Below are 24,265 nucleotides of genomic sequence, written 5' to 3' on the forward strand. Positions count from 1 at the left end.
TGTTACCTCCATTTCAAATAGATATGATCGCTCCTATAAGAGAATAAGGATATATGCTTGTACACTTAATATATTCCCTTCACAAACTTAGAAAAAACATAGGATATCATATAATTGTTTTAGCGAATGAATTTCTATATCAACTATAGCATCCGTGGTGTTGTTTAATTTTTGTGGATTGAACCAACAGGTGGTAATTCCTGCGTTATTTCCACCTTTTATATCCGAAGATAGGGAATCTCCAATAATCATGGTTTTCGATGCATCGAAATTCTCAATACGTGCAAAACAATAATCAAAGTATTCTACCATCGGTTTCTGATATCCGGTTTCCTCGGATACGAATATTTTCTTTACATACTGGTCCACCTTGGATTCCTGTATCCTGCGATATTGTGTCTTCGTCACCCCGTTTGTTACAATGTATAACTCATATTTCCTATATAAATTCTGTAATACCTCAGCTGCATCCTTTATGAAGAAATGCTGCATCCCCAGAGTTTCCTGATAATCATCTTCAAATGCAATCCCGTCATCCTCTATCCCGATTTCCCGGAACAGCGCTCCAAATCGAGTATAGATCACCGCATTTCGATCAATTTGTCCCAGCTCATATTGCTTCCACAGCGAATGATTAATATGCTCATATTTCTTCATTATCTCATCATCCAGGGGATAATTATATTTCTTAAAGGTCTGACTTAACGCCTCTTTCTCACACAGATCAAAGTCAAATATAGTTCCATCCGCGTCAAAAAGCAGAATTTGATACTGTCCCATTCTTTTTATCCTCCGTTTCTTACTAAATCAGCAAATTCTCGGTAATCCCTCATCATGCATATACTCCAATATCCGAGATCCCTTTTGCTTAGAGGTAATCATTACACCACTGCCCTCTGTAATCGTTCCGATGATTTTTGCATTCTTTCCATACCTGCTGTTTTTCATAATATCAAGAGCCTTCATGGCCTGCCTCTTTGAGACCACCGCGATCATTTTACCCTCGTTTGCCATATAGAGAGGATCCAGTTCTAACTCTGTACACAGATCCCTCACCTCTTTACTGACAGGCAATTCGTCCTCTTCAATATCCACTCCACACTTTGAAGCACTAGCCAGCTCGTTGAGAACCGTAGCAAGCCCACCTCGTGTAATATCACGCATACACCGTATGGTAATTGATTCCTTAATCAGATTTTGCACAATAGAAGTTAACGGCGCACAGTCGCTGATTATCTTATTATCCATATTCATTCGCTGGGAAAGTATCGTTGCCTGATGATCTCCCAGATTCCCTGAAAGCAATATTACATCCCCAGGTTTACAATTCGAAATACTAATTCCGGCCTTTTCAACCTCTCCGATTCCTGAGGTGTTAATATAAATACCCCCGGTACCTTCGATCACCTTAGTATCGCCTGCAACAATTTTTACTCTAGCCTCCTTTGCGGCCATTGCCATGGAATTAGCAATCTTATCTATGGTATCAAGTTCAATACCCTCTTCAATAATAAATCCGACTGTCAGATACTTCGGAGTTGCACCCATAACGGATAGATCATTGACTGTCCCGCACACTGCCAGCTTACCAATATCACCACCCGGAAAAAAGATAGGTGATACAACAAAGGAATCGGTCGTAAACGCAATCTTTCCTTTTACTGATACGATCGCCGAATCCTCCAATCGGTTTAATACCTTATTGCTGAAATATTTTATAAAGATATCATTAATCAGGCTACTGGTTTGCTTTCCACCATTGCCATGAATCATATCAATTCTCATAATAACCTCCATTTGACAAATTTGCAAGTTGTCATAACCTTTTATTATGAATCAGTATATGGCAGAAGATTACATTTATTCATTTGATGTGTTACATTTCTGGCTTTGTCGTGATGTGTTATGGAACAGTTTGTGAAGAAAGGATAGAAAGGGGGGGATGAAAATATATCCTCCACGGAGCCGCTTTCGCTTAATTGCGCCTAGTAACGGTACATAAGGTTCTAACAGACAGAACCTAAGTACCGACTGGCGCAAATGCTCCGTTCTGGATATATTTTCATCCCCCCTTTCTATCCTTTCTTCATCGGTACATAAGGCTCTAACAGACAGAGCCTAAGTACCGATTTGTACCATTTCACTGTTTAGGTATATTCTAGTTCTGATACTATAGGAAATTCAATTTCGTATAAATGTAACTTTAATTTCGTGTTGATATGTGACATAGTGTAATATTTTACTTGCGAAATGGTATAATAAGCTTTATAATATAGAAAAATCGTAATTCAGCGATGATAAAAGCTACGATTGGAACAATTCCTCAGAGAGCCGGTGTTTGGTGTGAACCGGTGAAGAGTTCGATCTTTCCACTTTTGGAGCTGTCGGCGATGAGTCGAAGGTTCGTACCCTTTATCCTACGATTGAGTGGCTGAAGTTTAACTTCAGCAATTTGGGTGGCAACGCGGATTCCTTTCGTCCCATGAATGATATGGGGTGAGAGGATTTTTTTATACATAAATATGCTTTCCACTCAACAGCATGATTATGATTAGGAGGTTATTACGATGTTGGATTTAAAATTTGTCAGAGAAAATCCTGAGCTGGTAAAGGAAAATATCAAAAAGAAATTTCAGGATAATAAGCTTCCGCTGGTCGATGAGGTAATCGCCCTGGATATTGAGAGTAGAAATGTGAAACAGGAAGCTGATAACTTAAGATTCGAACGAAATAAGATATCCAAAGAGATCGGTGGCCTTATGGCAAAAGGTCAGAGGGAGGAAGCGGAACAGCTGAAAAAGAAGGTAACTGCTGATTCCGATCGTCTTGCAGAACTGGAAGCTAAGGAAAGCGAGTTACAGGAAAAAATTAAGAAGATTATGATGACAATTCCAAATATCATAGATCCCAGCGTTCCAATTGGTAAGGATGACAGTGAGAACGTAGAGGTTCAGAAATACGGAGATCCCGTTGTACCGGATTTTGATATTCCATACCATACAGAGATCATGGATAAGCTGAATGGTATTGATCTTGACAGCGCCCGAAAGGTTGCAGGTAACGGCTTCTATTATCTCATGGGAAATATTGCACGTCTCCATTCCGCAGTCATATCCTATGCAAGAGATTTCATGATTGACCGTGGATTTACCTATTGCATCCCTCCTTTTATGATTCGAAGTGAGGTTGTTACGGGTGTAATGAGTTTTGCCGAAATGGATGCCATGATGTATAAAATTGAAGGAGAAGATCTTTATCTCATTGGTACCAGTGAGCATTCTATGATTGGTAAGTTTATTGATACCATTCTTCCAGAGGAAAGCCTTCCCCAGACTCTGACCAGCTACTCTCCCTGCTTCCGAAAAGAAAAGGGAGCTCATGGCTTAGAGGAACGTGGTGTTTACCGTATTCACCAATTTGAAAAGCAAGAAATGATTGTTGTATGTAAGCCTCAAGACAGTATGATGTGGTTTGATAAACTATGGCAGAATACAGTGGACCTGTTCCGCTCCTTGGATATTCCGGTAAGAACCTTAGAGTGTTGTTCCGGAGATTTGGCTGACTTAAAGGTTAAATCCATTGACGTGGAAGCATGGTCACCCAGACAAAAGAAGTATTTTGAAGTCGGCAGCTGTTCCAACTTGGGAGATGCGCAGGCTCGCCGCTTAAAGATCAGAGTGGTTGGCGAAGACGGAAAATACTTTGCTCACACCTTGAATAACACCGTAGTTGCTCCTCCCCGTATGCTGATTGCCTTCCTTGAGAATAATCTGAACGCAGACGGTTCAGTGAATATTCCGAAAGCATTACAGCCATATATGGGTGGTATGACTGTAATCAAGTAGTTCCATTATAAGCTATTAAATATAAATAAATAAAATATAAATGAGTAGTATCCTTGAATTGCCTTGTAACATTAAGCATTTCAATGTACTACTCATTTTATATTCTTCTACTATTCCATTTATTTAATAACTGCTATTTTTATATAATATGTCAGACTGTGGAACAATGTAGCATTTCTTCCATTCACTGTGCTGTCCCCTATTATCGCTGTGTTTCTGCCGCTACCAATCCGGCAACTCCATATTTTTCACGCAAGCGAGGCTTTTCAATTTTACCGGTTGGGTTACGGGGTACCTTATCAAAGATGACCTTTCGAGGACGTTTATAACGAGGCATCGGTGCGCAGAAGGCTTCTATTTCTTTCTCCGTACAGGTGCATCCAGGCTTTAGCTCGATGATTGCTGCTGCAATTTCACCCAGACGTTTATCCGGTAAACCAATCACTGCAACATCTTTAATTGCAGTATGGGCACGAAGGAAATCTTCGATTTGTACGGGATACAGATTTTCTCCTCCACTAATGATTACGTCCTTCTTTCGATCAACAAGATAGATAAAGCCGTCCTCATCCATACGTGCCATATCACCGGTAAACAGCCACCCGTCCTTCAGTACCGCTTCAGTAGCCTTCGGATCCTTGTAATAGCATTTCATAACACCGGGTCCCTTTACAGCTAATTCACCGACCTCTCCCTGTTTCACAGGCTGTCTATTCTCATCAACGATCATCGTCTCCCAATTATATCCTGGAACGCCAATCGCTCCTACTTTATGTATATTCTCCACACCAAGATGTACACATCCTGGTCCGATGGATTCGCTCAGTCCGTAATTCGTATCATATTGATGATTAGGGAAATACTTCTTCCAGCGACGGATCAGACTCGGCGGAACCGGCTGGGCTCCGATATGCATCAGTCTCCACCTGGATAAATCATAGTCCTCCAATTTTAATTCTCCGCTGTCAATGGCATCCAGAATATCCTGTGCCCACGGAACAAGAAGCCACACAATCGTAATCTTCTCTTCAGATACTGTTTTTAATATCCATTCTGGTTTAATTCCCCTCAGTAATACAGCCTTGCTACCGGCTAGCAGACTACCGAACCAGTGCATTTTCGCTCCTGTATGGTACAATGGCGGTATACAGAGGAAGTTGTCCTCTCTGGTTTGTCCATGATGCTTATTTTCTGTGATACAAGCTGACATCAGGCTTTTATGTGTATGTAAGATGGCTTTTGGAAATCCTGTTGTTCCGGAGGAAAAGTAAATTGCAGCATCATCCTCATCCGATAACGCAATCTGAGGTGCTTCGGATGAGCAATTCGCAGTCAAACGATCATAGCTTTCTGCAAAGGTCGGACGATTTTCCCCAGCATAGAATAAAGTTCTCACCATGGGAATCTGATCATATATGCTTTCAAGACGACCAATGAATTCAGGGCCAAATACTAACGCTATTGTATCCGATAATTCCAGACAATACTTTATCTCTTCCGCTGTATATCGGAAATTCAAAGGAACTGCGATTGCTCCTGCTTTCAGTATACCAAAATATATCGGTAGCCATTCCAGACAGTTCATCAATAAGATTGCTACCTTATCTCCTTTTTTAATACCTCTCTTCAAGAGTAAATTGGCCATACGGTTTGCTTTTTCATCAAAAACACGCCAAGTCATTTCTCGACGATATTCACCGGCCGGATTATTTTCAATCAATTCGTATTCTCGCCAGATTACATGATGACTCTCCTGAAGATCCAGATTTATCTCTGTCAGACAGATTTCCTGTCCATACATCTCCGCATTCCGTGATAGTATTTCAGTGATTGGCATTTCTTTTTCCTCCAGTTCTGTAACACACTATTTCGTGTTTTCTTTTTCATGTTTATCACTATAAAGAAGTAAAGCACTAAATTATATTATAAAACGATGAACTACTTTAATCAACCATTTTTATCTTTTTCTCATACAGAAAATTCGGAGCAACTTCCGTATAAAGTAAAACGCCCCAAGTAGTATTAACTACAAGAGGCATTTACGTCTAGTTGGCAACGTATGTTATATAGATTGCTTCCAGGTATTTGATATATATTTTATTCATCTCTGACCTTTAATCCTTCTACAATATCCAGCTTGACAATCCGTAGTCTACTGATGATAGCGATGAAGACTGCCATTATAATTACAATGAAGCCAGCATATATATAGCTTTCCGTATAGATTGTTGCAGATAGTACAAAGTTATCGCCTGAGAATGCTGTCTTAACGACATTTAGAATACCATAACCCAGCAAAAATCCAGTGGGTAATGCTAATAGCAACTGCATAACTGCTTCCTTAATGTGAGCAAGCATTATGCTTTTGATGGGATATCCCATTACGCCCATGAACATATACTCATATTCCCTGGCTGAGAGGTTCATAAGGCCCACCGTATACAAAACCGTAAGTCCAAGTATGATTGCACAGGCTAACATGAACCAGATTAATGTATCCAGACTTTCCATTACGGATGCAAAGCTTGTTTTATCATCTGTCTGCGTAGAATATTCAAAGCCCTGTTCACGGCTTAGTTCTTTCAACGCATCTACATTGGCATCCCGTGCAAATATTACATTATAGACCAGTTGAAAGTCCTCCAGAATATCATTCGCATAATCGTAGCTGGTGTATAGAGAAAGTCCAAAGCTCTGTTCAAATACACCAGATACCCTGACCTCAGTATCATCAATCATAAGAGTATCTCCCTCCGTTACATTCCATTGCTGGGCAAAATATTCGGGAATCATTATACCTTCCTCGATACGCTGCGTATCAAGCTGTAACATATCGAAATTGTTTTGAACTATAAAGAGCCGATACTCTTTCCCCTTAATCTCTACGGGTAATGCCAGTGCACGGCTACTCTCATCGAGATACTGTTCTATGGGATGCTCCATCTCCAATAGCATGGGATTAAGCTCTATCAATGCATCATAATGAATAAAATCCTCAAAGTAGGTATCCTGCGTGTATTTCGCTGAGTTAAAAAATCCCAGTGCAAATGTAAGCAGGGCGCACGAACCACACATGCCCAGAAATACCGCCAGGAACCGTCCTTTATTACGAAGGGTGCTCTTAAATGCGTATCGGGTATTAAACGACATTCTGTTCCAGAGAAAGGCTACTCTCTCCAATAGAATGCGCTTTCCGCCTGATGGCATCCGGGATCGCATCAGTTCCGCTGGCATGGGCTTTAATACACATCGTACACTAATAATCGCAGCTGACACACAGATCAGTGTACAGGCAAGAATTACAACTCCCCACAGTAAAGGATAGAATGTGAATGAAAGCTCGGGAACCTCGAACATGGATGAGAAAAATTCGATTATGGTGTCACAGAGCAGAGCCGCAGCGATACATCCAAGTAATGCACCTATTAGAGCCATTATTGCCGACTGAGCAGTATAGATTATCAACAGCCTGCCACCTGTTACCCCCAACGCTTTATAAGAACCGATCTGCCTGCGTTCCATGGATATGGTGCGTTTACACATCACGTAGATTATCATAATAATCAGAAGTGCAAAAATAGATGGAAATACAAATGAAAATGTTCTAATTTGCTTAAGATCCTCACGGAATAATACTTTATTCAATTGATCACTTTGAATCACCGTTTTTACTGCCCCGATTGTCTCTCCTAGGTCTTTTGCAGTATCCTTATTAATATCACCCAAAGCAACGATTTCGTTATATGTGTTCTCAAAAAAGCCCTCACTTACAAACACCACTCCAAAGCGATTGGCTCCAGCCATCATCGCGCGTTCATTTTGAACCATATACACATATTCGGGAGATGCGACTAAAGCGGTAACAGATAACTCACGCCCATCCACTGTCATCTTATCTCCTAAGTTTATGTTACGAGCTTGGGCATGTTTATTCAGAACAGCACATTCATTTGAATTTACTGGCAATACCCCTTCATATAGGTACGGAGTATTAATCCCTTCCGTCAATGTAATTGCACGTAGCGTTATATCACCATCTCGAAAGTCCATTACATTCCGCCCCTGCACCTGTTGAATGCTCGCTTCTTCTTCCACCACTGCCACATCATCAGAGTCAAACTCACCATAAAAGGTCACATCAGCATAGCCTTGGGTCTGAAACAGTTCATTTGCATAGTCTTCATAACTCAAATATATGGTGTAAAGAGTTACAAAGAAAGCTGTTCCCACAAGCACGAGCAACGTCATACCTATTAGCTGTGGCAGGTGGCGACGTAGCTTACGGAATATCAGGCGAAATATCGATTTTCTCATTACCATTCAACCTCCCCTGGTTCGAGTGGACATTCGTTATTGGTGACACTTAAGATCTCGCCACTTCGCATCCGGATTACAATATCCGCGATCTTGGCAATCTCCTGGCTATGGGTTATAAAAAGGATTGATGTTCCCTGTTCTTTATGAATCTGTTTTAGTACCTCCAGCACCATAATACCCGTCTCAAAGTCCAGAGCACCCGTAGGCTCATCACATAGCAATACCTTTGGACGTTTTGCGATAGCTCTTGCAATGGATACACGTTGTTGTTCCCCTCCGGAGAGCTGCCCCGGAAAGTGACTGATACGATCAGTCAAACCAACCATCGCTAACGCTCTTTCCGCATCGGCCCGAGTCAACCCTGCCATCTCTGTAGAAAACTCAACATTCTCTACCGCACTTAAATCAGGAAGCAGGTTGTAGCTCTGGAATACAAAGCCAATGGTATTTTTACGAAATTGTGTCATTTCACGTTTGTTGTACGCTGTGATATCCGTATCTTCAAAAAGTATTTGTCCACTGGTTGGTCTGTCCATGCAGCCAAGCATATTAAGTAATGTGGATTTACCGGAGCCGCTTGCTCCCAATACCACGATAAACTTGCCAGCCGGAATTTCAAGATGTATATCCTTTAACGCACGTACCAATGAGTCGCCCTCGCCATAATTCTTGGATAATGCTTTTAAAGTATACAGTTTCATGAAATACCTCCTAATATATATATAATTAATCCGTTAATCAGTGCCTCAAATGTATCATCAATACAATCGCTTTTCATCATGTTCTTATTTGCCATTCCAAAATATACTGCATGTAAGTAATTGTGTACCACACCTGGATTCACTTTCTGTGTATCAATATGAAACATATTCAGCAGCTTTTCATAGGCCTGGTGTTCCAGGTCCATCAGGTAAACAACACCTGTATTGGAGTTTGCTTGCATTTCCAGCATCATTTCTTCAATCTCACCGTGATATTTAAAAATGGAAATGAGTTCTTGCGAATGAAAGCACATGCGAATAAAACTTCGTACTCGTTCAATAAAGGGCTCCGATGACTGTTCTGATAAGAAGTTCTCAGCCTGACGAAATATATCTTCGTGTAACTGCGTTATAATCTCCAAAAATAAAGCTTCCTTGGAATCATAATGCTTATAAAAACTCCCCTTCGCCATACCGGCAGCTTTTGTAATATCTTCAACACTGGTTTTCTTGATACCATATGAATATAGAAGTTCTTTGCCTTTTTCGAGAAGCTTATGCTTCTGAAATTGCTTTTCCTGTTCTGTCAGGATCTTTGGTGACATGGATAAACCTCCTTTTCTTTTATTGACCATTATATTATTTCTAGTCACTATAGTCATAATAAATCAAAATGAAAACTTTGTCAAGAATTTCTATTCCAATTTCTTTATAATGAGTAAATTGGAGAACATGTATGATATAGGAAGAATAGGTTTTACCAGACGAATACTTCCCGTCATAAAATAATTCGGACATTGCATCGTAATAAAGGATATTTACAAACAGTAGCGCTTCTCTGTGCTACAAATGAAATAGCAGAGCTTTCTGAACTTTTCCTAAAGGCCGGGGCAACAAGAATTACCACGGTAAAGGATATGTCCAGAATGCTCTGCGGAGAAGCTCATGACGGTGAGTATCCTCTGAGAAGGCATTCCAGAATTGTGGAGTTTTAATATCCCTCTATCTCATAATTATGATTTGGAAGATTAAATAAAGGACAGAAAAAGCATGGTTCCATGTATTTATAAACATACTGTGGTTCTTATTATTCAACCAGTTTTCCGGCTTCTATTAAGTTTTTATTGCCAGTCATAATAATAGTAATGATAAGCATAAGTATTCCGGTTCCTACCAATAGCCATTCTATCCTGATATAATCTGACATTGGACCAAATAGCAGCATGGCAAGAGGCATCATGGAACTGGAGATCATACTGAGTACCCCGAACACCCTTCCCATATAATCCGCATCAACCCGTTGCTGTAATAACACGGTAAACGGGGTATTAAACATCGGCATTACAAGACCGACAACTCCCATAATAAAGGAGTAAATCCAAAAGTCAGGGATTAATCCTAGCGCAATCGTACAACCTGACATAAAAAAGCAGGATACTACCATAGTGTAATGTTTATTCTTAAACCCACCCCAGGAGGCAACCAGGATTCCTCCTAACATCATACCGATAGAGAAAGTTATCTCAATCATAGACAGACGCCATACATCATCTCCAAAGCTTCTGGCAACCTGCAATGGCGTTAAAAAAGCTAAAGGCGCGGCTGATATGAAAAAGAATGCACTGAAAATAAACAGTGTTTTTATAAAGCTGTGCTGATTAATATACTTTATTCCTTTCATCATATCCTGAAAATAGCTAACACCTTTTCTTTCCTCTGTTTTAGCATGGTATGGAATGCGTAAAAATAAAAGTAATATTGAGACCGCCGTCGCAGCCGTTACCACATCAATAAAAAAGATGGATTCCATGGATGCCACTGTGAGCAAAGCTCCGCTTAATATAGGAGCAATCAAGGCTTCCAAAGACTGGATACTGCTATTGATTCCATTTACCTTTATCAGCTTGTCCTCCGGTATAAATTCCGGTAAAAAGGCACTAATTGCCGGAGTCTGGATGCCGGAGCCAAGCGAACGTATCGCAGATACAATAAAGAGAAGCCATATTGAATTATAACCAAGCATGAACAGAATAGCCAGCCCAAGGGTGGAAATCGCAATAAGTGAATCCGATAGAGCAATCAGTAATTTGCGATTATACCGATCTGCCCATACTCCGGCAAAGGGTGACAAGAACAAGGTAGGTAGAAATCCGCTTACGATGGATAATGTTACCATGATCCCTGATTCTGATTCTAGTGTTATATACCAGGTAATAGCATATTGAACCAATAAGGAGCCAAACAAAGATATGTTCTGGCTAATTAAAAATAATACCGCATTCTTCTTCCAATTCAAATTCACAGACATTCTGTCTCTCCCGTCTTCTTAATTTACTATACACAGTTATTAAGGCTCTTTCTTTTATTTGCTTTGCTTCCGACTAAATATTAATCCTGACAACAACATCTTAGATAATACCGATACAGTCCATTCCTTTATAATAATTCCTGAACATTTGATTCTCCAAGTACCTTAATTCCTTCGGATATTAATAATTCGGCAAGTACTCCATCTCCATCTATCTGTGTATGAGTAAAGGTTCCATCATAGATTTTTCCACATCCACAGGAAGGACTGCGCTCCTTTAAAATGGCATACTCACACTGATATAGCTTTGCCAGATTCAGTACTTCTTGTGCACCTTTTTTATAGTATTCCGTAACATCCTCTCCTATTCTGGTAATTACCTTATCCTTAATCCGCTCGGCAGGCTCCCTGGGAGTACTCATACCACCGAATATTTCGGGACATACCGGAATAAGATGATACTTTTTCATCAGCTCATCCAGATGTTCTATCCACATTCCTACCCCATCATAGCGACAATTCACGCCCATTAAACAAGCACTAATTAAGATATTCATAGTATTCTCCATTCTATTCATTATTTTAAAATAATAACCTCATCTGCACTCGTTAGAATCAGGATATCATGAAACCTATAATAAAGGTATTGGATGTCCTGATATCCGGTAATTCGTCTGCGAGAAAATGATCTGCATCATCATGAGTAAAAATAAATATATCGTCATTTTGAATTTCCTTAGCCTTACAAATGGTAATAAAAGCATCAATAAGAACTCTTTTATTATTTACATTGATTTCAATAGCCCCAACACCAAGATTTCTGATATTGATTTTATCCATTGTAAACTTCTTTCCTCATATACCACTATTTTCTTATATTTATTATGACGCTTTTGATTTATAATAAAATTGATTCATAAAAGATTATAGTAACATATTGACATTCACCCTAATATGCAAGTATTATAACAGAAAATACATCTATGTAAAATATGAGTTTCCTTAAAAAATGTATATTATTCCATGGAATACATTAGGAAGTAAGCTCATACCATTAAAGGGTCATAGTGAACTGTATTACTTGAAAGGAGACACATATGAAAGAATTTCGTAACAAAGCAATCATCAGTTGCCTCGTTGCACTCATCCTTGTAGCTGGAGCAATTACCTGTGCTACTATTGTAACCACAGGATTAGTCAGAATTAAAAGTTCCAGAACCAGTATTATTGTAACTGGCTCTGCTAAGCAGCAGATTACCTCTGACTTGATTGTGTGGACCGGTAGTTTTAATACTAAGGCCAAAAATCTTCATGATGCCTATACCCAGTTAGAAGAGAATCGGGATGTGGTTACTAAATATTTGAAAGATCAGGGTTTATCCGAGGATGACTTCGTATTCTCATCGATAAATACAATGATCAATTATGTATTAAACGATTATGGGAACTACACCAATGAGATTGACGAGTACGATCTAAGCCAGTCAGTAACTATTACCTCAAAGGATATCGATAAAATTACTGATATCTCAAGAAATGCTACAGAATTACTCGAGCAGGGAGTTGCATTTCAATCAAATGCCCCACAATATTTTTATACGAAGCTTGCAGAGGCTAAGGTTGCTATGCTTGCAGAGGCAACTAAGGACGCAAGAAAAAGAGCTGAAATGATCGCAGAAAATGCTGGTAGTAGGCTTGGCAATTTAACCTATGCGGATATGGGCGTAATGCAGATTACCCCTTTGTATTCCAATGAAATATCCGATTATGGTATTAATGATACATATTCCTTAGAAAAGGAAATTACTGCTGTTGTTCACTGTACCTTCGAGATAGAGAAATAAAAATATTATCTATGTATTTAAAAAAGGCTGATGTATGATGTATCGGCAGTGATTATGGTAAGTTATAATCTCTGTATATTGATATTATGCATCAGCCTCTTTGTACCATATAATTAGTTTTGGTATGGTATTAAATAATAAAATATCTTCCTACCCTCTTCTTGTACTGATCATAGGGCTCACCGAAAGCCTTACTAAGAAATTTCTCCTCCTCAAGTATCTGTAAATGCATCGCAAGGATAGCAAATACAGTAAAAAAAGGCAGAGGGAGGTTAGAAAAAGCAAGATAAATTCCTATGTAAACCATATCAAATCCCAGAAAGGCCGGATTACGACTAATATTATAAATACCCTTTACTACCAGCTCTGTTTTATCTTGATCAGGAATACCCGCTCTCCAGCTGTCGCGCATCGTAATCATAGCCGATATAAAGAAAGCCGTACCAATGGCAGCAAGAATTAAGCCCAGAACTCTAAACCAATTATATTTACTATTTATATCAACTAACAATATGCTGATAATCTCTGCCGGAATGATGAGAAAGCTTGCCAGCTTTAATACCTGTTCCACTACTAAAGTTCTTTTCGATTTAATACTACCATTATGCTCTCCGCCTTTTCCCAGCTGAGAAGTCTGAATTCCTCGCTTCTTCTGATTGAAAAGCTTTAGAAAATAAGCTGCGTAAAACACTACCAGCTCAATGATCGCTATTACCTGATATCCATTCATACTATCCCACCTTTCTGCATTCCAGTACCCTACTATAGTCACAGTGCTTCATTTTAATTATTTCAAATCCATTTTTACGCATATATTCTTTCATATCCATCTTTAAAAAGTTCTCGAATTCCTTCGGCTTCATTCTGCGAATAATTCCGAACATCACTCTTCTAAATAACTTTCTAGGTTCTTCCCATTCCATTATTAGTAGCTTGCCATCCGCCTTTAGAATACGATACGCTTCTTTTAAGATGTTCCTTGCCTGAACTTCTGTACATTCATGTAATACAAGGGAAAGAACCGCTATATCAAATACGTTGTCTTCTATTTTGATATTATCTGCCGATCCATAATAAAGCTTAATATTCGAAATCCCTTCTTTATTCAGCTTCTTTCTTGCCATTCGAAGCATTTCCTTAGACCGGTCAACACCAACAATATGTGCTGCAGGATGCTTCTTCGCAATTCGAATACTATTGACAGCAGTTCCAATACAAATATCAGCAATATGCATCTCACCTTCAGGAACCAGCTCTTCGAGTGCCTTACGTGGTGATGTACTCTCATTGCAGAAATAAAATACATCCAATAAATCATAAAACTTTGCAATCCATTCATAGAATACCGATAAATTCTTCATATTATCACCAGCCCTTGTAATTTATTCTAATCGTATTATAGTTGAACAACTATTCAACTGTCAAGTAAAAAATGAACTTGATTCTAATATATAAATAGACAACAACTAAATTATCTTACTACAAATATATCAGAATCAAATTCATTGCTTCCCTCTCTACTTTAAATTCAGCTTATTCCTAATTTTATCCCATATGGCTACTTGAAAACTATCATAAGCCCAATCATATAGAAATAATACCAGTTGGCCAGCAAATACTAACAGAAGATAGATCTGACTATTAATCTCACCGGAATATATCACTTTTGGCATTAAGAATATGACTGGTAGATACATTAGATTAAACGATACGTATTTTAGAATATAAAACAGAAGTGTACGGTTCTTCCATGTAACATGTGCAAGTTTCTCAAAAGCAAATTCTCTGATTAGTAAGTACATTCCCATGGCAGCGAAAGTAATACAGTATAGTTTATTGGGTGCAAGAAAAAATCCGAGTGCTACTGCTCCCAGGTAGAAGACCACACCGATGGAAAGACCGCTCTCACGTATGGCTATACCCACTCCAAAGGATGCAGTCGCCAGCAAAAATAATGTATTAAATTCAAATACTCCACTAAGAATGATTAATAATACTGTCAATGCCAGTAATACACCAAGAAAAGCTCGTTTGCGATTGTTTAGCAGCATGATATCAAATCGCCTCCCATACACTCACAAAGGGTATCAGCACACCAAAGATCACAGCACAGATTTCCGATATTTGGACCGGATCCACTGTTATAGCGGGTATTCTGATATCGCTTACTTTGCCATTCCAATTGATTTAGAAGGTTTCGATATTCCGGATTGCCCGGATCCATATTAACTGCCTGTCTGGCATGATCAAAAGCCATAATATTATTACCAATCCCCGCATTGGCCACTGCACTATAATAATACCATCTTGCTGTACGTAGAGGTATTCTGGCTAAGAGCTTCAATGCTTCAATGTAGTTTCTTTCATTTAAATAGGTGTATACCATATTCATTTCAGCGCTCTCTTCCTGCCCTCCGCCATATTGATAGGATTGATGATAGGATGAGGTTCCAGAAGAATATCCATAACCGCCATTCTCTCTTTCCTTCATAATCTGATCATATGCTTCCTGGACTTCCTTAAACTTTTCTTCCGCCAGTTCGGATAGAGGATTATCCACATAGGAATCCGGGTGGTATTTACGGCTTAGCTCACGATATGCTTTCTTTATCTCATCGTTTGAAGCATTCGGGGATACTTCCAATACTTTATAGGGATCTGATATCATACTTTTGTTCCTTCCTTTTCTAATCTATTTTTCCGTATAGTATCGTATTTTGTCCAAACTCCCTCATACAAGATATTATGAAGGATATCCAAATCAATCAGGCAAGGTAATTTCTCAAATTCCTTTGTACATTCTGCCATCATCATGGTTAACATCTGATAACAGTCCTCATCAAAGGAAGAAGCCTGCTCTATATGATGCAGCGGATTATAATTTCTCTTCCTATGATCTTTCTCTAAATCATCATAGGCATCAAGAATGTAAATGAATTTACCTAGATAAAAGCCAAGCTTTCGAAGAGTACTCTCCCACACATCCTGCCGGTATACAAAAATCTCACTCATCAGTTCACCAAAGCAACGGGAAACCATATCGATGTTTATCTCACATTGCTTCTCTATATCCTGTAATTGCTTCAGGCATTCCGATATTCTCCGGCATTGTCTTGGATATTGTCTTTCAATTTTATTATATTTCTTTTTTAATAGCTTAGCACCAGCATATCCAGTAATGCTTTTTTCGTCCATCCAATCATCCTTAAGATGATGGTAGGATAATGCAATCTCCATATCCGCTACATACTCTGTAATCTCATTACGAAGTAAATCATGTACTTTTAACGGATGAATCACACATCGTTTTTGCTCCTTAACTGTATTGGTTTCATAAAGAGACGATAATAGGATAATGAGGAAGGTCATATCATAGGATAAGGTCATTTGACCGGCTCTTCCGTATTTGTTCTTCAATACATCACAAAGTCCGCAATAATAAGCTTTATATTTGTAATAATCCTTCATTTTTAATTCCGGCTTATATACATTTACATAACCGAACATAGAACCTCCTGCATTCCTTTAATAAATGAGTCGTTTTCTATTTTACACTGATTTGCATAAAATACAAATACCTTTCAAATTTATTAATGAATTTTTAATATTAACGTAATCAATAAGGCAATTTAAGTGTCAATCCTGTTTTTTCGACTTACATCTTATTATTTCGATAATATATATCACATTTTTACATGTAATTCATATAGTGATATTGAGAGATGAGAATTTCTCAAATTAATAGAAGGAGATGGAAATATGGATAACTACAAAAATAATGCTTCTTTAATATCATCAGAAGCTCATGTAAATACTGGCTGTGGCCATGAATGCGATGCGGCTGTTCTGAAAGCAGATACACTGCCAGAAGCTGAAAATCATCCTTGGTGGAAGGGGGATTTTAAGATCCCACGTGTTCTAAGTGAATTTATTGTACAGATTGATTCCGAATCAAAGATAAGACTAAATGAACCAGCTTATGAGATAAAGAGAATTGAGAAGCAAATCTTTCTGACCCAATGCCGATATATTCCACCGACCAATAAGGTATTCCTTGAAGGCTATATTCGGAAGAATATTGAATATGCTGCGAGAACCTGTTCAAAAGGACGCGGTATTGCCGGTGTTATCAAAGATACTACCGTTCACGTACCATTCAAAGCCTATACGAAGGTTGACTTCTTTGGCTGCAAACCTCAGATTATTCCAAATCCACCCGCTTTAGTTGCAAGATATTTTGACGAAAAGAGAATGGGTAAGGATATCAGGGAAGCTGACCGCTCGAACATTGAGATTTTCAATGAACCGGTATATTGTGAGCTGGAATGGTCAGCAGTATATGATGCAGATATTGATGATAAAGGTAGACCAATCGATGGCTTCCTTAACGAAGAGGAATTCCAAGAGTTTACTGATAAATCCGTTATTTATCTGTGTATTAAATTACTGCAAAAGCAACAGGTATGCTGGCCTGGTCATCCGACACCATATAAGGAAGAGCCTCAAAAGATGCCGTATCCAATGGATACACAGTGGAAAACTCCAGTAGTTGATGCTGAAGAAAAGAAATAGATATGCTCTTATGTATCAGTTTGAATAAAAGCTGTTGCATAATACATTTGCAGGGACGATGACTTACCATAATGCACTGTCGGAAGAGCATATTGTCAATGTTTGTATGAATAAGGCGAACTTGTATGTTCGCCTTAGACATTCAAATATGACAATGTGTACATCCGTCTGTGTGTGAGGTGAGTCATCGTCCCTATTGATGCATTATGCAACAGCTCCATATTTAATGCTTACAATAGAGTTCACTCTCATTAAACAGTAGTAAGATCCCACTCTTCATATATCTTAGGAACATCACTGATCAAACGCTTTGTGTATGGTGCCTTAGCATTAATAATAACATCATCGGCAGTACCACTCTCAACGATTTTACCATGCTCCATAATATATACGGAATCAGATATATAATATGCCAGTCCGATGTCATGAGTAATGAAGATAATTGTCATTCCTATCTCATCACGTAAATTCAATAACATATCAAGAATGGTTGCTCTTGAACATGCATCAATCATCGAGGTGGGTTCATCCGCTAATAGAATCTTAGGCTTCAAGAGGAAAATACGAGCAATCATAAGTCTTTGCATCTGCCCACCGGAAAGCTCGAAAGGATATTTATTGGTAAGCTCCGCAAACTTAAGATTTACAAAGCTACATGCCTCCGTCATCATTTCAATCTTCTTTTTCATCGGAAGATGTCTTCCACCACGCATATTGATACAATCTAATAATACCGTATCGATCTTATTAAAAACATTGAAGGAAGAGAATGGATCCTGGAAAATAGCCTGTATATTCTTCCAATATTCTTTCTTCTTTTTATGAGTACTAATATCACGTTTCTTGCCTTGGAAATAGATATCTCCCTCTGTTACATTAATGAGACCAAGTAACATTTTAGCAAGAGTGGTCTTACCACTACCGGATTCTCCAACGATGGATATCAAATCGCCCTCATAAAAATCAAAGTCAATATGATCAACAGCTACGGTTTTCTTATCACCTAAGCCAAAAACTTTCGTAACACCTTTTCCGCTCAGGCATAGTTTCTTATTGCTCATTCTCGTATACCTCCTTCAGTTTTTCAACATCAATAAGGCATCTATAGCTGCGTCCATCACCAAACTCCCGAATGCCTACGGCATTTACCTTACATTCAGCAGTTGCATATTTGCATCGATCAGCAAAACGACAGCCTACAGGCGGTTTCTTAAGATTTGGCGGTGTTCCTGGAATTGCAGTAAGCTTGTGTTCACGAGTACCGGATTCTGGTACAATAATAGATCCCATAAGGCCCTTGGAATAAGGATGAACCGGATCAAATACCATATCCTTCGCCGTTCCTCTTTCTACAATCTGACCGGCATACATAACCATGATGTCATCCGTTACATTATAAAGGAGAGGAAGCTCATGTGTTATGAATATCATGGATTTAATATAGCCCTTCTCCATCAGGCTCTTTAACATCTTGATAACCATCTTCTGGCTGGTAACATCAAGCGCACTGGAAGGTTCGTCCGCGATCAATACCTTCGGAGATAAAATAGTAGAAATTGCGATAACAGTTCTTTGCTTCATACCACCGGACAGCTCAACTGCATGTTTATCTAATACGGATGCAGGTAAGCCCAATTCTTCAAACCGTGCACTAGCTAAATCATAGATTTCCTTCTTTGGCATCTTAGGATTATGTACATGAATAACATCTTCAATAAAGCGAATAATCTTCTGTGTAGGATTCAGTGCATTCATAGCTGCCTGTGGAATATATGCGATTTCTGTTCCTAATATAGACTTTCTGATTGCATCTGGCTCCATCTGAGAGATGTTTTTTCCATCAACGATAATATCACCGCTCATATAATGTAACGGCGGAAAATAATATCCCATCAAACTCAGAGCAAGGGTTGACTTACCACAACCGGACTCTCCCGCTATACCAAGGGATTTCCCTTCTTCTATGGTAAGAGATACACCATCAACGGCATATACATCCTCTCTGAATCTGGTCACATATTTTGTTTTGAGATTTTTAACCTCAAGTATTGTCTTTCCCATAACCGTCCTCCTAATCTCTCAAAGTGGGGTTGAACACCTGATCGAGACCGGTATTCATCAAATTCAGTGAAAATGATATCAGAGCAATCATGATTATTACCGGGAAATATGCCCACCATGATCCATTCAAATGTGCAGAATATAACATTGCCCAGTTCATCATAAGACCGAGTGTGGGAATCTCAGTGGTTTTCGGTCCAAGACCAAGCATTGAGAGCTGAGCCTCAGCCAGAATTGCTGTTGATATCTGTAAGATAAATGCCATTACAACATAGGATGCTATGTAAGGTAGAATATCAGTGAGTATAATCCTTATTAAGCTATGGCCAGATAACTTACTTAAATTCACATGATCACGGTTACGTAATGATATAACTTGGGAACGTACTGATCTTGTTGTCCATGTCCAAGAAGTTATACCAATAACAAACGCAACCATTGTAACACCTCTCTGATCCTGTCCAATACTATAGGAAATCAAAATCAGAAGAACAAAGGATGGGATTACTGTAAAAATATTCGTAATAAACATTATTAAGTCATCAACAATACCACCTATATAACCAGCCAACAATCCAAAAGTTAACCCGATTAAGGTTGCTACAATACCTGCTATCAGACCAATCTTTATGGAAGTGCCAGTTGCAGAAACAAGTTTTTTCAAAGTATCTGCACCAAAATTATCGGTACCTAGTGGTAATACTTTAACATTAGCTATATCCTTGATATTAACATAATCGGTATCTTCAATAACTTTTTTCTCCTCTAGAGTACCGGTTTCTTCGTCTTTAGATGCTATTACAACCTCCAGTCCTGCTAAGGCCTCTTTCAGAGCCTTATCCAGACGCTTGTAATAGTTACGTTGTGCCATCGTCATACCCTTAGGTTTTAATGTAGAATCATAATTCGCATTCCATAACTCCAAAAGCTTCTCCGTATCATTCATGTCGATATCATCTGTAGCAACTCCAGCTACAGTCAGCCACTCTACCATAGAGACTTTATCTTCCTCTTTTAGGCGAGCTCCGATACGCTTTTCATTTGCATCTGGAAGTTTTAATGTTTCTGGGGTAGTATCAACTGTATCATATACGGATACATAGGTTCCTGGTTTAAAAAATGTTCCAAGACCGAGCATTTCTAATGGATCTCCCGGATTGAACAATGGATAAATAAAAACTGTTAATAATATGGCTACAAATATTACAAATCCAACTACAAATTTGGGAGAGTGAAACACCTGACGTAATGTATTCTTCATTTTTTATCCCTCCCTTAATCAAACTGTGCCGCTTTTACACGGGGATCTATAAATCCATAGATAATATCAATTGCAAAGTTGGCTAATAAAACCATCACCGTAATAATTAATGTTGTTGCTGACAGTAACGGATAATCATTCATAGTAATTGCTTGAAGCATAGTGGTTCCTAGTCCAGGATAACTGAAAATAATCTCTGCAACCAGCGCACCACCAACCATACCACCAATTGAAAGTGCTAATCCAGTAACCTGTGGTAGCATCGCATTACGGAATACATATCCAACGATTTTTCTATCTTTAATACCAAGAAAACGACTATATTTAACGTAATCCGCATTCAATTCATAGATTGACATGGAACGCATTCCTACTGCCTGTCCACCTATAGAAATAATAACAACTGACCAGAATGGAAGCTGGTAATGAGCAATTACTGATTTGATAAACTTCCAGCTTAGATTTGGTATTAAGTCAAAACCATATCCTCCTGATATTGGTGCAACTTTTAAATTAATAGCAAATATAACAAGCATCACTACAGCCATACCAAAAGCAGGTACACTACTGCAGAAAAGACTAACCGGCATAAGAACCTTATCAAAACCTTTTCGAACATAAGCTGCTAGGGCGCCTAGGAGATTACCAAGCAACCATCCCACAACAATAGCCGGTAGCTGAAGAGAAATTGTCCACCATATTGCATCAGAAATAATATCTGCTACAGGACGTGGATACTGGCTGAAGGAAAGTCCAAAATCTCCAGTTAATGCATTCTTAAAATATGTAACAAACTGAACATACATAGGTTCGTTTGTACCAAATTGTTTAGCGTAACTCTCATAAATCGCTTTTACGGCAGACGCATCTGACATACCAGCAGTTACTCTAGCAGTAATATTAGCAACAGGATCTCCCGGCATTAATCGGGGAAGTATAAAATTAAGCAGTATAGCTACAATTAATGTCAAGAAAAACCATAGTATCTTCTTGCCAAAATACTTTCGATAGCCTTTCATAGATGACCTCCACATTTTTTAAAACAGCCATGTTTCAAGTATCCCGAAACATGGCTGACTTTTAGTATTCAGGTATTTCTACTTTGAAGTTACTGAACAAGTGTAAGCTCATAGAGTCCGGCAATACCATAACCATCTGATAAGATCAACGGAGGAATATTGTTAGCATTACCTTTCTCAGGGAAGTTAGTCCATACAGACTCGTTAACAGCATGGAACATGTTAGGTCTGTACATTAATGAGAAGGAAGGAACATCTGTTAAATAAATCTTAACTGCTTCAGTATATAATTCCTTCAACTTAGCAGGATCGGTTTCTGAAGGGATAGCCTGAATAATCTCATCGGCCTTAGGATTGCTGTAGTGACCCCAGTTACCGGACCAGTTACCTTCAACACCATTAAACTCAGAACTCATCATCTGTCTAATACGGCTCCAAGGAGCGGAAGGATTTGCACTATCTGTAGACCACATGAAGATATCGTATTGATCCTGAGAAGCTGCAGTAAATACTGTCTGATATACGGACCACTCAGGGAATTCTGTTGTAATTTCGATACCAATCTTTTCACCAGCTGCTGCTACGATTTCCATAGCTGCCATCCAGTCGGTCCAACCATTAGGACAGCATGCATTAAAGGAAAGCTTAGTTCCGTTGTATTCACGGAAGCCATCTCCATCAGTATCAGTGATACCAGCTTCGTCTAATAACTTCTTAGCTCCTTCAATGTCATTACCAACCCATTGAAGATCCTTAACTGCATCATGATCAAATGTAGCCTGCTCACCATCAGTAGGGTTCATACATGAACGAGGTACATCAGAGAACTTAGGTGACTGACCTGTCATAGCATTTTCATTAATTGCATCGTAATCAACTGCCATAGCGATTGCTTTACGAACTGCTACATTATCAAGACCAGGTGTAGAAAGATTGAACCAAGCGGTAGGCATGTTTACACATACGCCGTAAGGTGCTTCATCCATATATGTAGAAATCGGAAGACCATCTTTTAACCAAAGGTCCTGAATATTAGGAATGAACTGCTGACATACGTCAACTTCACCTGCTTTAAATGCTACTTCACCTGCTGCATTATCAGCATAGATAGTATGGCAGATGTATTTCGGAACTGGAAGTTTGCCCCACATGGAAGCATCCTGGCCCCAGTAATTATCATCGCGTACTAAAACAACTTTTTGATCATCAGCAAAGTACTTGGTATAAGGACCTGAGTATACAGAATCTTCACCAGGATCATTCTTCATTGCATCTGGATCGTTGTTGCAACGAGCTTCCAATGTCTGAATCCAAGCTTTTTGAATTACGTATACCTGTCCAAGGTATGTATTAACTAGCAAAGGATTAATTGCTTTGCCATTTGCATCCAATTTAGCTTTAATAACAACTGTACTAGGATCTACTGCTACTACATCTTCGATATAGGAAGCAAATCCGGTTCCCTGAGCATTGCCAACTTTTACATTTGTAGCAAATGTATATGCAACGTCATCAGCAGTAACTGGTGTACCATCACTCCATTTAGCAGCTGGTTTAATCTTAACAGTAACTTCTGTCATTGCATCATTCCATACGAAGTCACCATCAGCTAATAATGGAGTCAAGGAATTGTCGAGCATGTTATACATGTATAATGTCTCATACATTAATGTACGGGAACCACCAGCAGCCTGAGTAAATGCTAATGCATTGTTATTATTGTCAGACAACGGGTTCCAACCATTTACTGATCCCCACTGTAAACCTGCATAATACAGTGTTTCAGTTCTGGGAAGTGCATTTGGATCTGCATCTGCAGTAGACTCAGCCGGTGCTGCCTCAGTAGGTTCAGCATCAGGTGTTGTCTCTTCAACAGCTGCTTTTGTAGGTTCAGGAGTTACTTCTTTAGAAGTATCTTCTGTTTCTTTCTTGCCACATCCTGCTAACAATGTTGTAGATACAAACAGCATTGCCAGCAGAAGGGCTGTGAGTTTCTTCATTTTTTTCATTTTACCCTCCTTAATTATTTAGGCCTCTCCAGCCTTTTTATATATAAACACAAATAGAAAGCAATTGACACTGCTAACTACTTATGTTTATCCCCTCATTTAATAAAATCGACTATGTACTGAACACAATATATGAACTATTTTGTTTCCAATTTCATAGTATTAAAAACCCTTCTTTATTCATTTTATCTAATAAGCGAAAAAAAAACCATGCTTTTTTATCTATTTTGTGCTATAGTATATACATAATCTGTTTATTTCTCTATGTATTATTAAAATTTTCAAATTATCAAAATCTAAAAATAATACGGTTTTTATAATTAGTTTT

Annotated in this window: 23 protein-coding genes and 1 other annotated feature; of the genes, 4 read left to right on the forward strand and 19 right to left on the reverse strand. The window is 38.7% G+C overall.

The features are described from left to right. Window positions 1-87: 87 nt before the first annotated feature. Window positions 88-780: a YjjG family noncanonical pyrimidine nucleotidase gene (locus tag H0486_RS10740; RefSeq protein WP_228352997.1), complete on the reverse strand. Its 693-nt coding sequence runs from the start codon at window positions 778-780 to the stop codon at window positions 88-90. 27 nt (window positions 781-807) lie between these two features. Beyond that, window positions 808-1,785, reverse strand: coding sequence for a hydrogenase expression/formation protein HypE (gene hypE / locus H0486_RS10745; protein WP_228352998.1), 978 nt, complete (start codon window positions 1,783-1,785; stop codon window positions 808-810). Between the two features lie 500 nt (window positions 1,786-2,285). Beyond that, window positions 2,286-2,486, forward strand: a binding site (T-box leader). Between the two features lie 81 nt (window positions 2,487-2,567). Here hypE and serS point away from each other — a divergent pair. Continuing rightward, window positions 2,568-3,845 carry a serine--tRNA ligase gene (gene serS / locus H0486_RS10750; RefSeq protein WP_228352999.1) on the forward strand — a complete coding sequence of 426 codons (1,278 nt, stop codon included), beginning with the start codon at window positions 2,568-2,570 and terminating at the stop codon, window positions 3,843-3,845. Between the two features lie 202 nt (window positions 3,846-4,047). On the opposite strand, the gene H0486_RS10755 is transcribed toward serS, so the two are convergent. From H0486_RS10755 to H0486_RS10770, 4 genes are all read right to left on the reverse strand, one after another. Further along, on the reverse strand, window positions 4,048-5,682 hold the full coding sequence (locus tag H0486_RS10755) for a class I adenylate-forming enzyme family protein (RefSeq protein WP_228353000.1): 1,635 nt from the start codon (window positions 5,680-5,682) through the stop codon (window positions 4,048-4,050). Between the two features lie 260 nt (window positions 5,683-5,942). Next, complete coding sequence (locus tag H0486_RS10760) at window positions 5,943-8,159, reverse strand: ABC transporter permease (RefSeq protein WP_228353001.1); 2,217 nt, start codon at window positions 8,157-8,159, stop codon at window positions 5,943-5,945. Continuing rightward, window positions 8,159-8,863 carry an ABC transporter ATP-binding protein gene (locus H0486_RS10765; RefSeq protein ID WP_228353002.1) on the reverse strand — a complete coding sequence of 235 codons (705 nt, stop codon included), beginning with the start codon at window positions 8,861-8,863 and terminating at the stop codon, window positions 8,159-8,161. Before H0486_RS10765 ends, H0486_RS10760 begins: the two co-directional genes overlap by 1 nt. Further along, the gene (locus H0486_RS10770) at window positions 8,860-9,468 is read right to left on the reverse strand and encodes a TetR/AcrR family transcriptional regulator (RefSeq protein ID WP_228353003.1); all 609 of its coding nucleotides are present in this window, start codon (window positions 9,466-9,468) and stop codon (window positions 8,860-8,862) included. Before H0486_RS10770 ends, H0486_RS10765 begins: the two co-directional genes overlap by 4 nt. 183 nt (window positions 9,469-9,651) lie before the next feature. On the opposite strand from H0486_RS10770, the gene H0486_RS18775 reads away from it, so the two are divergent. After that, entirely contained in the window at window positions 9,652-9,858 is a 207-nt protein-coding gene (locus H0486_RS18775) for an acyl-CoA reductase (RefSeq protein WP_408647631.1), read from the forward strand. A 92-nt stretch (window positions 9,859-9,950) separates the two neighbouring features. On the opposite strand, the gene H0486_RS10775 is transcribed toward H0486_RS18775, so the two are convergent. The 3 genes from H0486_RS10775 to H0486_RS10785 form a co-directional block, all read right to left on the reverse strand. Next, window positions 9,951-11,171, reverse strand: a complete 1,221-nt coding sequence (locus tag H0486_RS10775) for an MFS transporter (protein WP_228353004.1) — start codon at window positions 11,169-11,171, stop codon at window positions 9,951-9,953. Between the two features lie 128 nt (window positions 11,172-11,299). Beyond that, window positions 11,300-11,728, reverse strand: coding sequence for a DUF523 domain-containing protein (locus H0486_RS10780; RefSeq protein ID WP_228353005.1), 429 nt, complete (start codon window positions 11,726-11,728; stop codon window positions 11,300-11,302). 58 nt (window positions 11,729-11,786) lie between these two features. Further along, entirely contained in the window at window positions 11,787-12,011 is a 225-nt protein-coding gene (locus H0486_RS10785) for an MBL fold metallo-hydrolase (RefSeq protein WP_228353006.1), read from the reverse strand. A gap of 257 nt (window positions 12,012-12,268) precedes the next feature. Between H0486_RS10785 and H0486_RS10790 the strand changes: the two genes are divergently transcribed. After that, window positions 12,269-13,015, forward strand: coding sequence for an SIMPL domain-containing protein (locus H0486_RS10790; protein WP_228353007.1), 747 nt, complete (start codon window positions 12,269-12,271; stop codon window positions 13,013-13,015). A gap of 130 nt (window positions 13,016-13,145) precedes the next feature. Here H0486_RS10790 and H0486_RS10795 read toward each other — a convergent pair whose 3' ends face one another. The 5 genes from H0486_RS10795 to H0486_RS10815 all read right to left on the reverse strand — a co-directional run bounded on the left by H0486_RS10795 (window position 13,146) and on the right by H0486_RS10815 (window position 16,522). Beyond that, complete coding sequence (locus tag H0486_RS10795; RefSeq protein ID WP_228353008.1) at window positions 13,146-13,745, reverse strand: methyltransferase family protein; 600 nt, start codon at window positions 13,743-13,745, stop codon at window positions 13,146-13,148. Between the two features lies 1 nt (window position 13,746). Next, entirely contained in the window at window positions 13,747-14,376 is a 630-nt protein-coding gene (locus tag H0486_RS10800; RefSeq protein WP_228353009.1) for a class I SAM-dependent methyltransferase, read from the reverse strand. A 156-nt stretch (window positions 14,377-14,532) separates the two neighbouring features. After that, window positions 14,533-15,066 (reverse strand): hypothetical protein, encoded by a 534-nt coding sequence (locus tag H0486_RS10805; RefSeq protein WP_228353010.1) that lies wholly within the window; start codon window positions 15,064-15,066, stop codon window positions 14,533-14,535. Next, the gene (locus tag H0486_RS10810) at window positions 15,057-15,683 is read right to left on the reverse strand and encodes a J domain-containing protein (protein ID WP_228353011.1); all 627 of its coding nucleotides are present in this window, start codon (window positions 15,681-15,683) and stop codon (window positions 15,057-15,059) included. Before H0486_RS10810 ends, H0486_RS10805 begins: the two co-directional genes overlap by 10 nt. Further along, a complete protein-coding gene (locus H0486_RS10815; protein ID WP_228353012.1) occupies window positions 15,680-16,522 on the reverse strand; it encodes a DUF5685 family protein in 843 nt (280 codons plus the stop codon). Before H0486_RS10815 ends, H0486_RS10810 begins: the two co-directional genes overlap by 4 nt. A 252-nt stretch (window positions 16,523-16,774) precedes the next feature. On the opposite strand from H0486_RS10815, the gene H0486_RS10820 reads away from it, so the two are divergent. Further along, window positions 16,775-17,587: a CsxC family protein gene (locus tag H0486_RS10820; RefSeq protein ID WP_228353013.1), complete on the forward strand. Its 813-nt coding sequence runs from the start codon at window positions 16,775-16,777 to the stop codon at window positions 17,585-17,587. Between the two features lie 251 nt (window positions 17,588-17,838). Here the strand turns inward: H0486_RS10820 and H0486_RS10825 are convergent, their stop codons facing one another. The 5 genes from H0486_RS10825 to H0486_RS10845 all read right to left on the reverse strand — a co-directional run bounded on the left by H0486_RS10825 (window position 17,839) and on the right by H0486_RS10845 (window position 23,937). Beyond that, window positions 17,839-18,648: an ABC transporter ATP-binding protein gene (locus H0486_RS10825; RefSeq protein ID WP_228353014.1), complete on the reverse strand. Its 810-nt coding sequence runs from the start codon at window positions 18,646-18,648 to the stop codon at window positions 17,839-17,841. Continuing rightward, a complete protein-coding gene (locus tag H0486_RS10830) occupies window positions 18,638-19,648 on the reverse strand; it encodes an ABC transporter ATP-binding protein (RefSeq protein ID WP_228353015.1) in 1,011 nt (336 codons plus the stop codon). The genes H0486_RS10825 and H0486_RS10830 overlap by 11 nt, the downstream gene beginning before the upstream one ends. Before the next feature lie 10 nt (window positions 19,649-19,658). Next, window positions 19,659-20,909, reverse strand: a complete 1,251-nt coding sequence (locus H0486_RS10835; RefSeq protein ID WP_228353016.1) for an ABC transporter permease — start codon at window positions 20,907-20,909, stop codon at window positions 19,659-19,661. Between the two features lie 14 nt (window positions 20,910-20,923). Then, the gene (locus H0486_RS10840; RefSeq protein ID WP_228353017.1) at window positions 20,924-21,928 is read right to left on the reverse strand and encodes an ABC transporter permease; all 1,005 of its coding nucleotides are present in this window, start codon (window positions 21,926-21,928) and stop codon (window positions 20,924-20,926) included. A gap of 89 nt (window positions 21,929-22,017) precedes the next feature. Beyond that, the gene (locus H0486_RS10845; protein ID WP_228353018.1) at window positions 22,018-23,937 is read right to left on the reverse strand and encodes an ABC transporter substrate-binding protein; all 1,920 of its coding nucleotides are present in this window, start codon (window positions 23,935-23,937) and stop codon (window positions 22,018-22,020) included. Between the last annotated feature and the right edge of the window lie 328 nt (window positions 23,938-24,265).

Origin of the sequence: Variimorphobacter saccharofermentans, from assembly GCF_014174405.1 — a bacterium.
In the GTDB taxonomy this organism is placed as follows: Bacteria; Bacillota; Clostridia; order Lachnospirales; family Lachnospiraceae; genus Mobilitalea; species Mobilitalea saccharofermentans.

What these genes read in the sequence shown, in the direction of transcription:
- H0486_RS10825 (WP_228353014.1), bottom strand. Translation starts at nt 18,648, where the DNA reads ATGAGCAATAAGAAACTATGCCTGAGCGGAAAAGGTGTTACGAAAGTT.
- H0486_RS10805 (WP_228353010.1), bottom strand. Translation starts at nt 15,066, where the DNA reads ATGCTGCTAAACAATCGCAAACGAGCTTTTCTTGGTGTATTACTGGCA.
- H0486_RS10760 (WP_228353001.1), bottom strand. Translation starts at nt 8,159, where the DNA reads ATGAGAAAATCGATATTTCGCCTGATATTCCGTAAGCTACGTCGCCAC.
- H0486_RS10810 (WP_228353011.1), bottom strand. Translation starts at nt 15,683, where the DNA reads ATGATATCAGATCCCTATAAAGTATTGGAAGTATCCCCGAATGCTTCA.
- H0486_RS10840 (WP_228353017.1), bottom strand. Translation starts at nt 21,928, where the DNA reads ATGAAAGGCTATCGAAAGTATTTTGGCAAGAAGATACTATGGTTTTTC.
- H0486_RS10820 (WP_228353013.1), top strand. Translation starts at nt 16,775, where the DNA reads ATGGATAACTACAAAAATAATGCTTCTTTAATATCATCAGAAGCTCAT.
- H0486_RS10830 (WP_228353015.1), bottom strand. Translation starts at nt 19,648, where the DNA reads ATGGGAAAGACAATACTTGAGGTTAAAAATCTCAAAACAAAATATGTG.
- H0486_RS10845 (WP_228353018.1), bottom strand. Translation starts at nt 23,937, where the DNA reads ATGAAAAAAATGAAGAAACTCACAGCCCTTCTGCTGGCAATGCTGTTT.
- H0486_RS10740 (WP_228352997.1), bottom strand. Translation starts at nt 780, where the DNA reads ATGGGACAGTATCAAATTCTGCTTTTTGACGCGGATGGAACTATATTT.
- H0486_RS10775 (WP_228353004.1), bottom strand. Translation starts at nt 11,171, where the DNA reads ATGTCTGTGAATTTGAATTGGAAGAAGAATGCGGTATTATTTTTAATT.
- H0486_RS10780 (WP_228353005.1), bottom strand. Translation starts at nt 11,728, where the DNA reads ATGAATATCTTAATTAGTGCTTGTTTAATGGGCGTGAATTGTCGCTAT.
- H0486_RS10770 (WP_228353003.1), bottom strand. Translation starts at nt 9,468, where the DNA reads ATGTCACCAAAGATCCTGACAGAACAGGAAAAGCAATTTCAGAAGCAT.
- H0486_RS10835 (WP_228353016.1), bottom strand. Translation starts at nt 20,909, where the DNA reads ATGAAGAATACATTACGTCAGGTGTTTCACTCTCCCAAATTTGTAGTT.
- hypE (WP_228352998.1), bottom strand. Translation starts at nt 1,785, where the DNA reads ATGAGAATTGATATGATTCATGGCAATGGTGGAAAGCAAACCAGTAGC.
- H0486_RS10755 (WP_228353000.1), bottom strand. Translation starts at nt 5,682, where the DNA reads ATGCCAATCACTGAAATACTATCACGGAATGCGGAGATGTATGGACAG.
- H0486_RS10795 (WP_228353008.1), bottom strand. Translation starts at nt 13,745, where the DNA reads ATGAATGGATATCAGGTAATAGCGATCATTGAGCTGGTAGTGTTTTAC.
- H0486_RS10815 (WP_228353012.1), bottom strand. Translation starts at nt 16,522, where the DNA reads ATGTTCGGTTATGTAAATGTATATAAGCCGGAATTAAAAATGAAGGAT.
- serS (WP_228352999.1), top strand. Translation starts at nt 2,568, where the DNA reads ATGTTGGATTTAAAATTTGTCAGAGAAAATCCTGAGCTGGTAAAGGAA.
- H0486_RS10785 (WP_228353006.1), bottom strand. Translation starts at nt 12,011, where the DNA reads ATGGATAAAATCAATATCAGAAATCTTGGTGTTGGGGCTATTGAAATC.
- H0486_RS10790 (WP_228353007.1), top strand. Translation starts at nt 12,269, where the DNA reads ATGAAAGAATTTCGTAACAAAGCAATCATCAGTTGCCTCGTTGCACTC.
- H0486_RS10765 (WP_228353002.1), bottom strand. Translation starts at nt 8,863, where the DNA reads ATGAAACTGTATACTTTAAAAGCATTATCCAAGAATTATGGCGAGGGC.
- H0486_RS10800 (WP_228353009.1), bottom strand. Translation starts at nt 14,376, where the DNA reads ATGAAGAATTTATCGGTATTCTATGAATGGATTGCAAAGTTTTATGAT.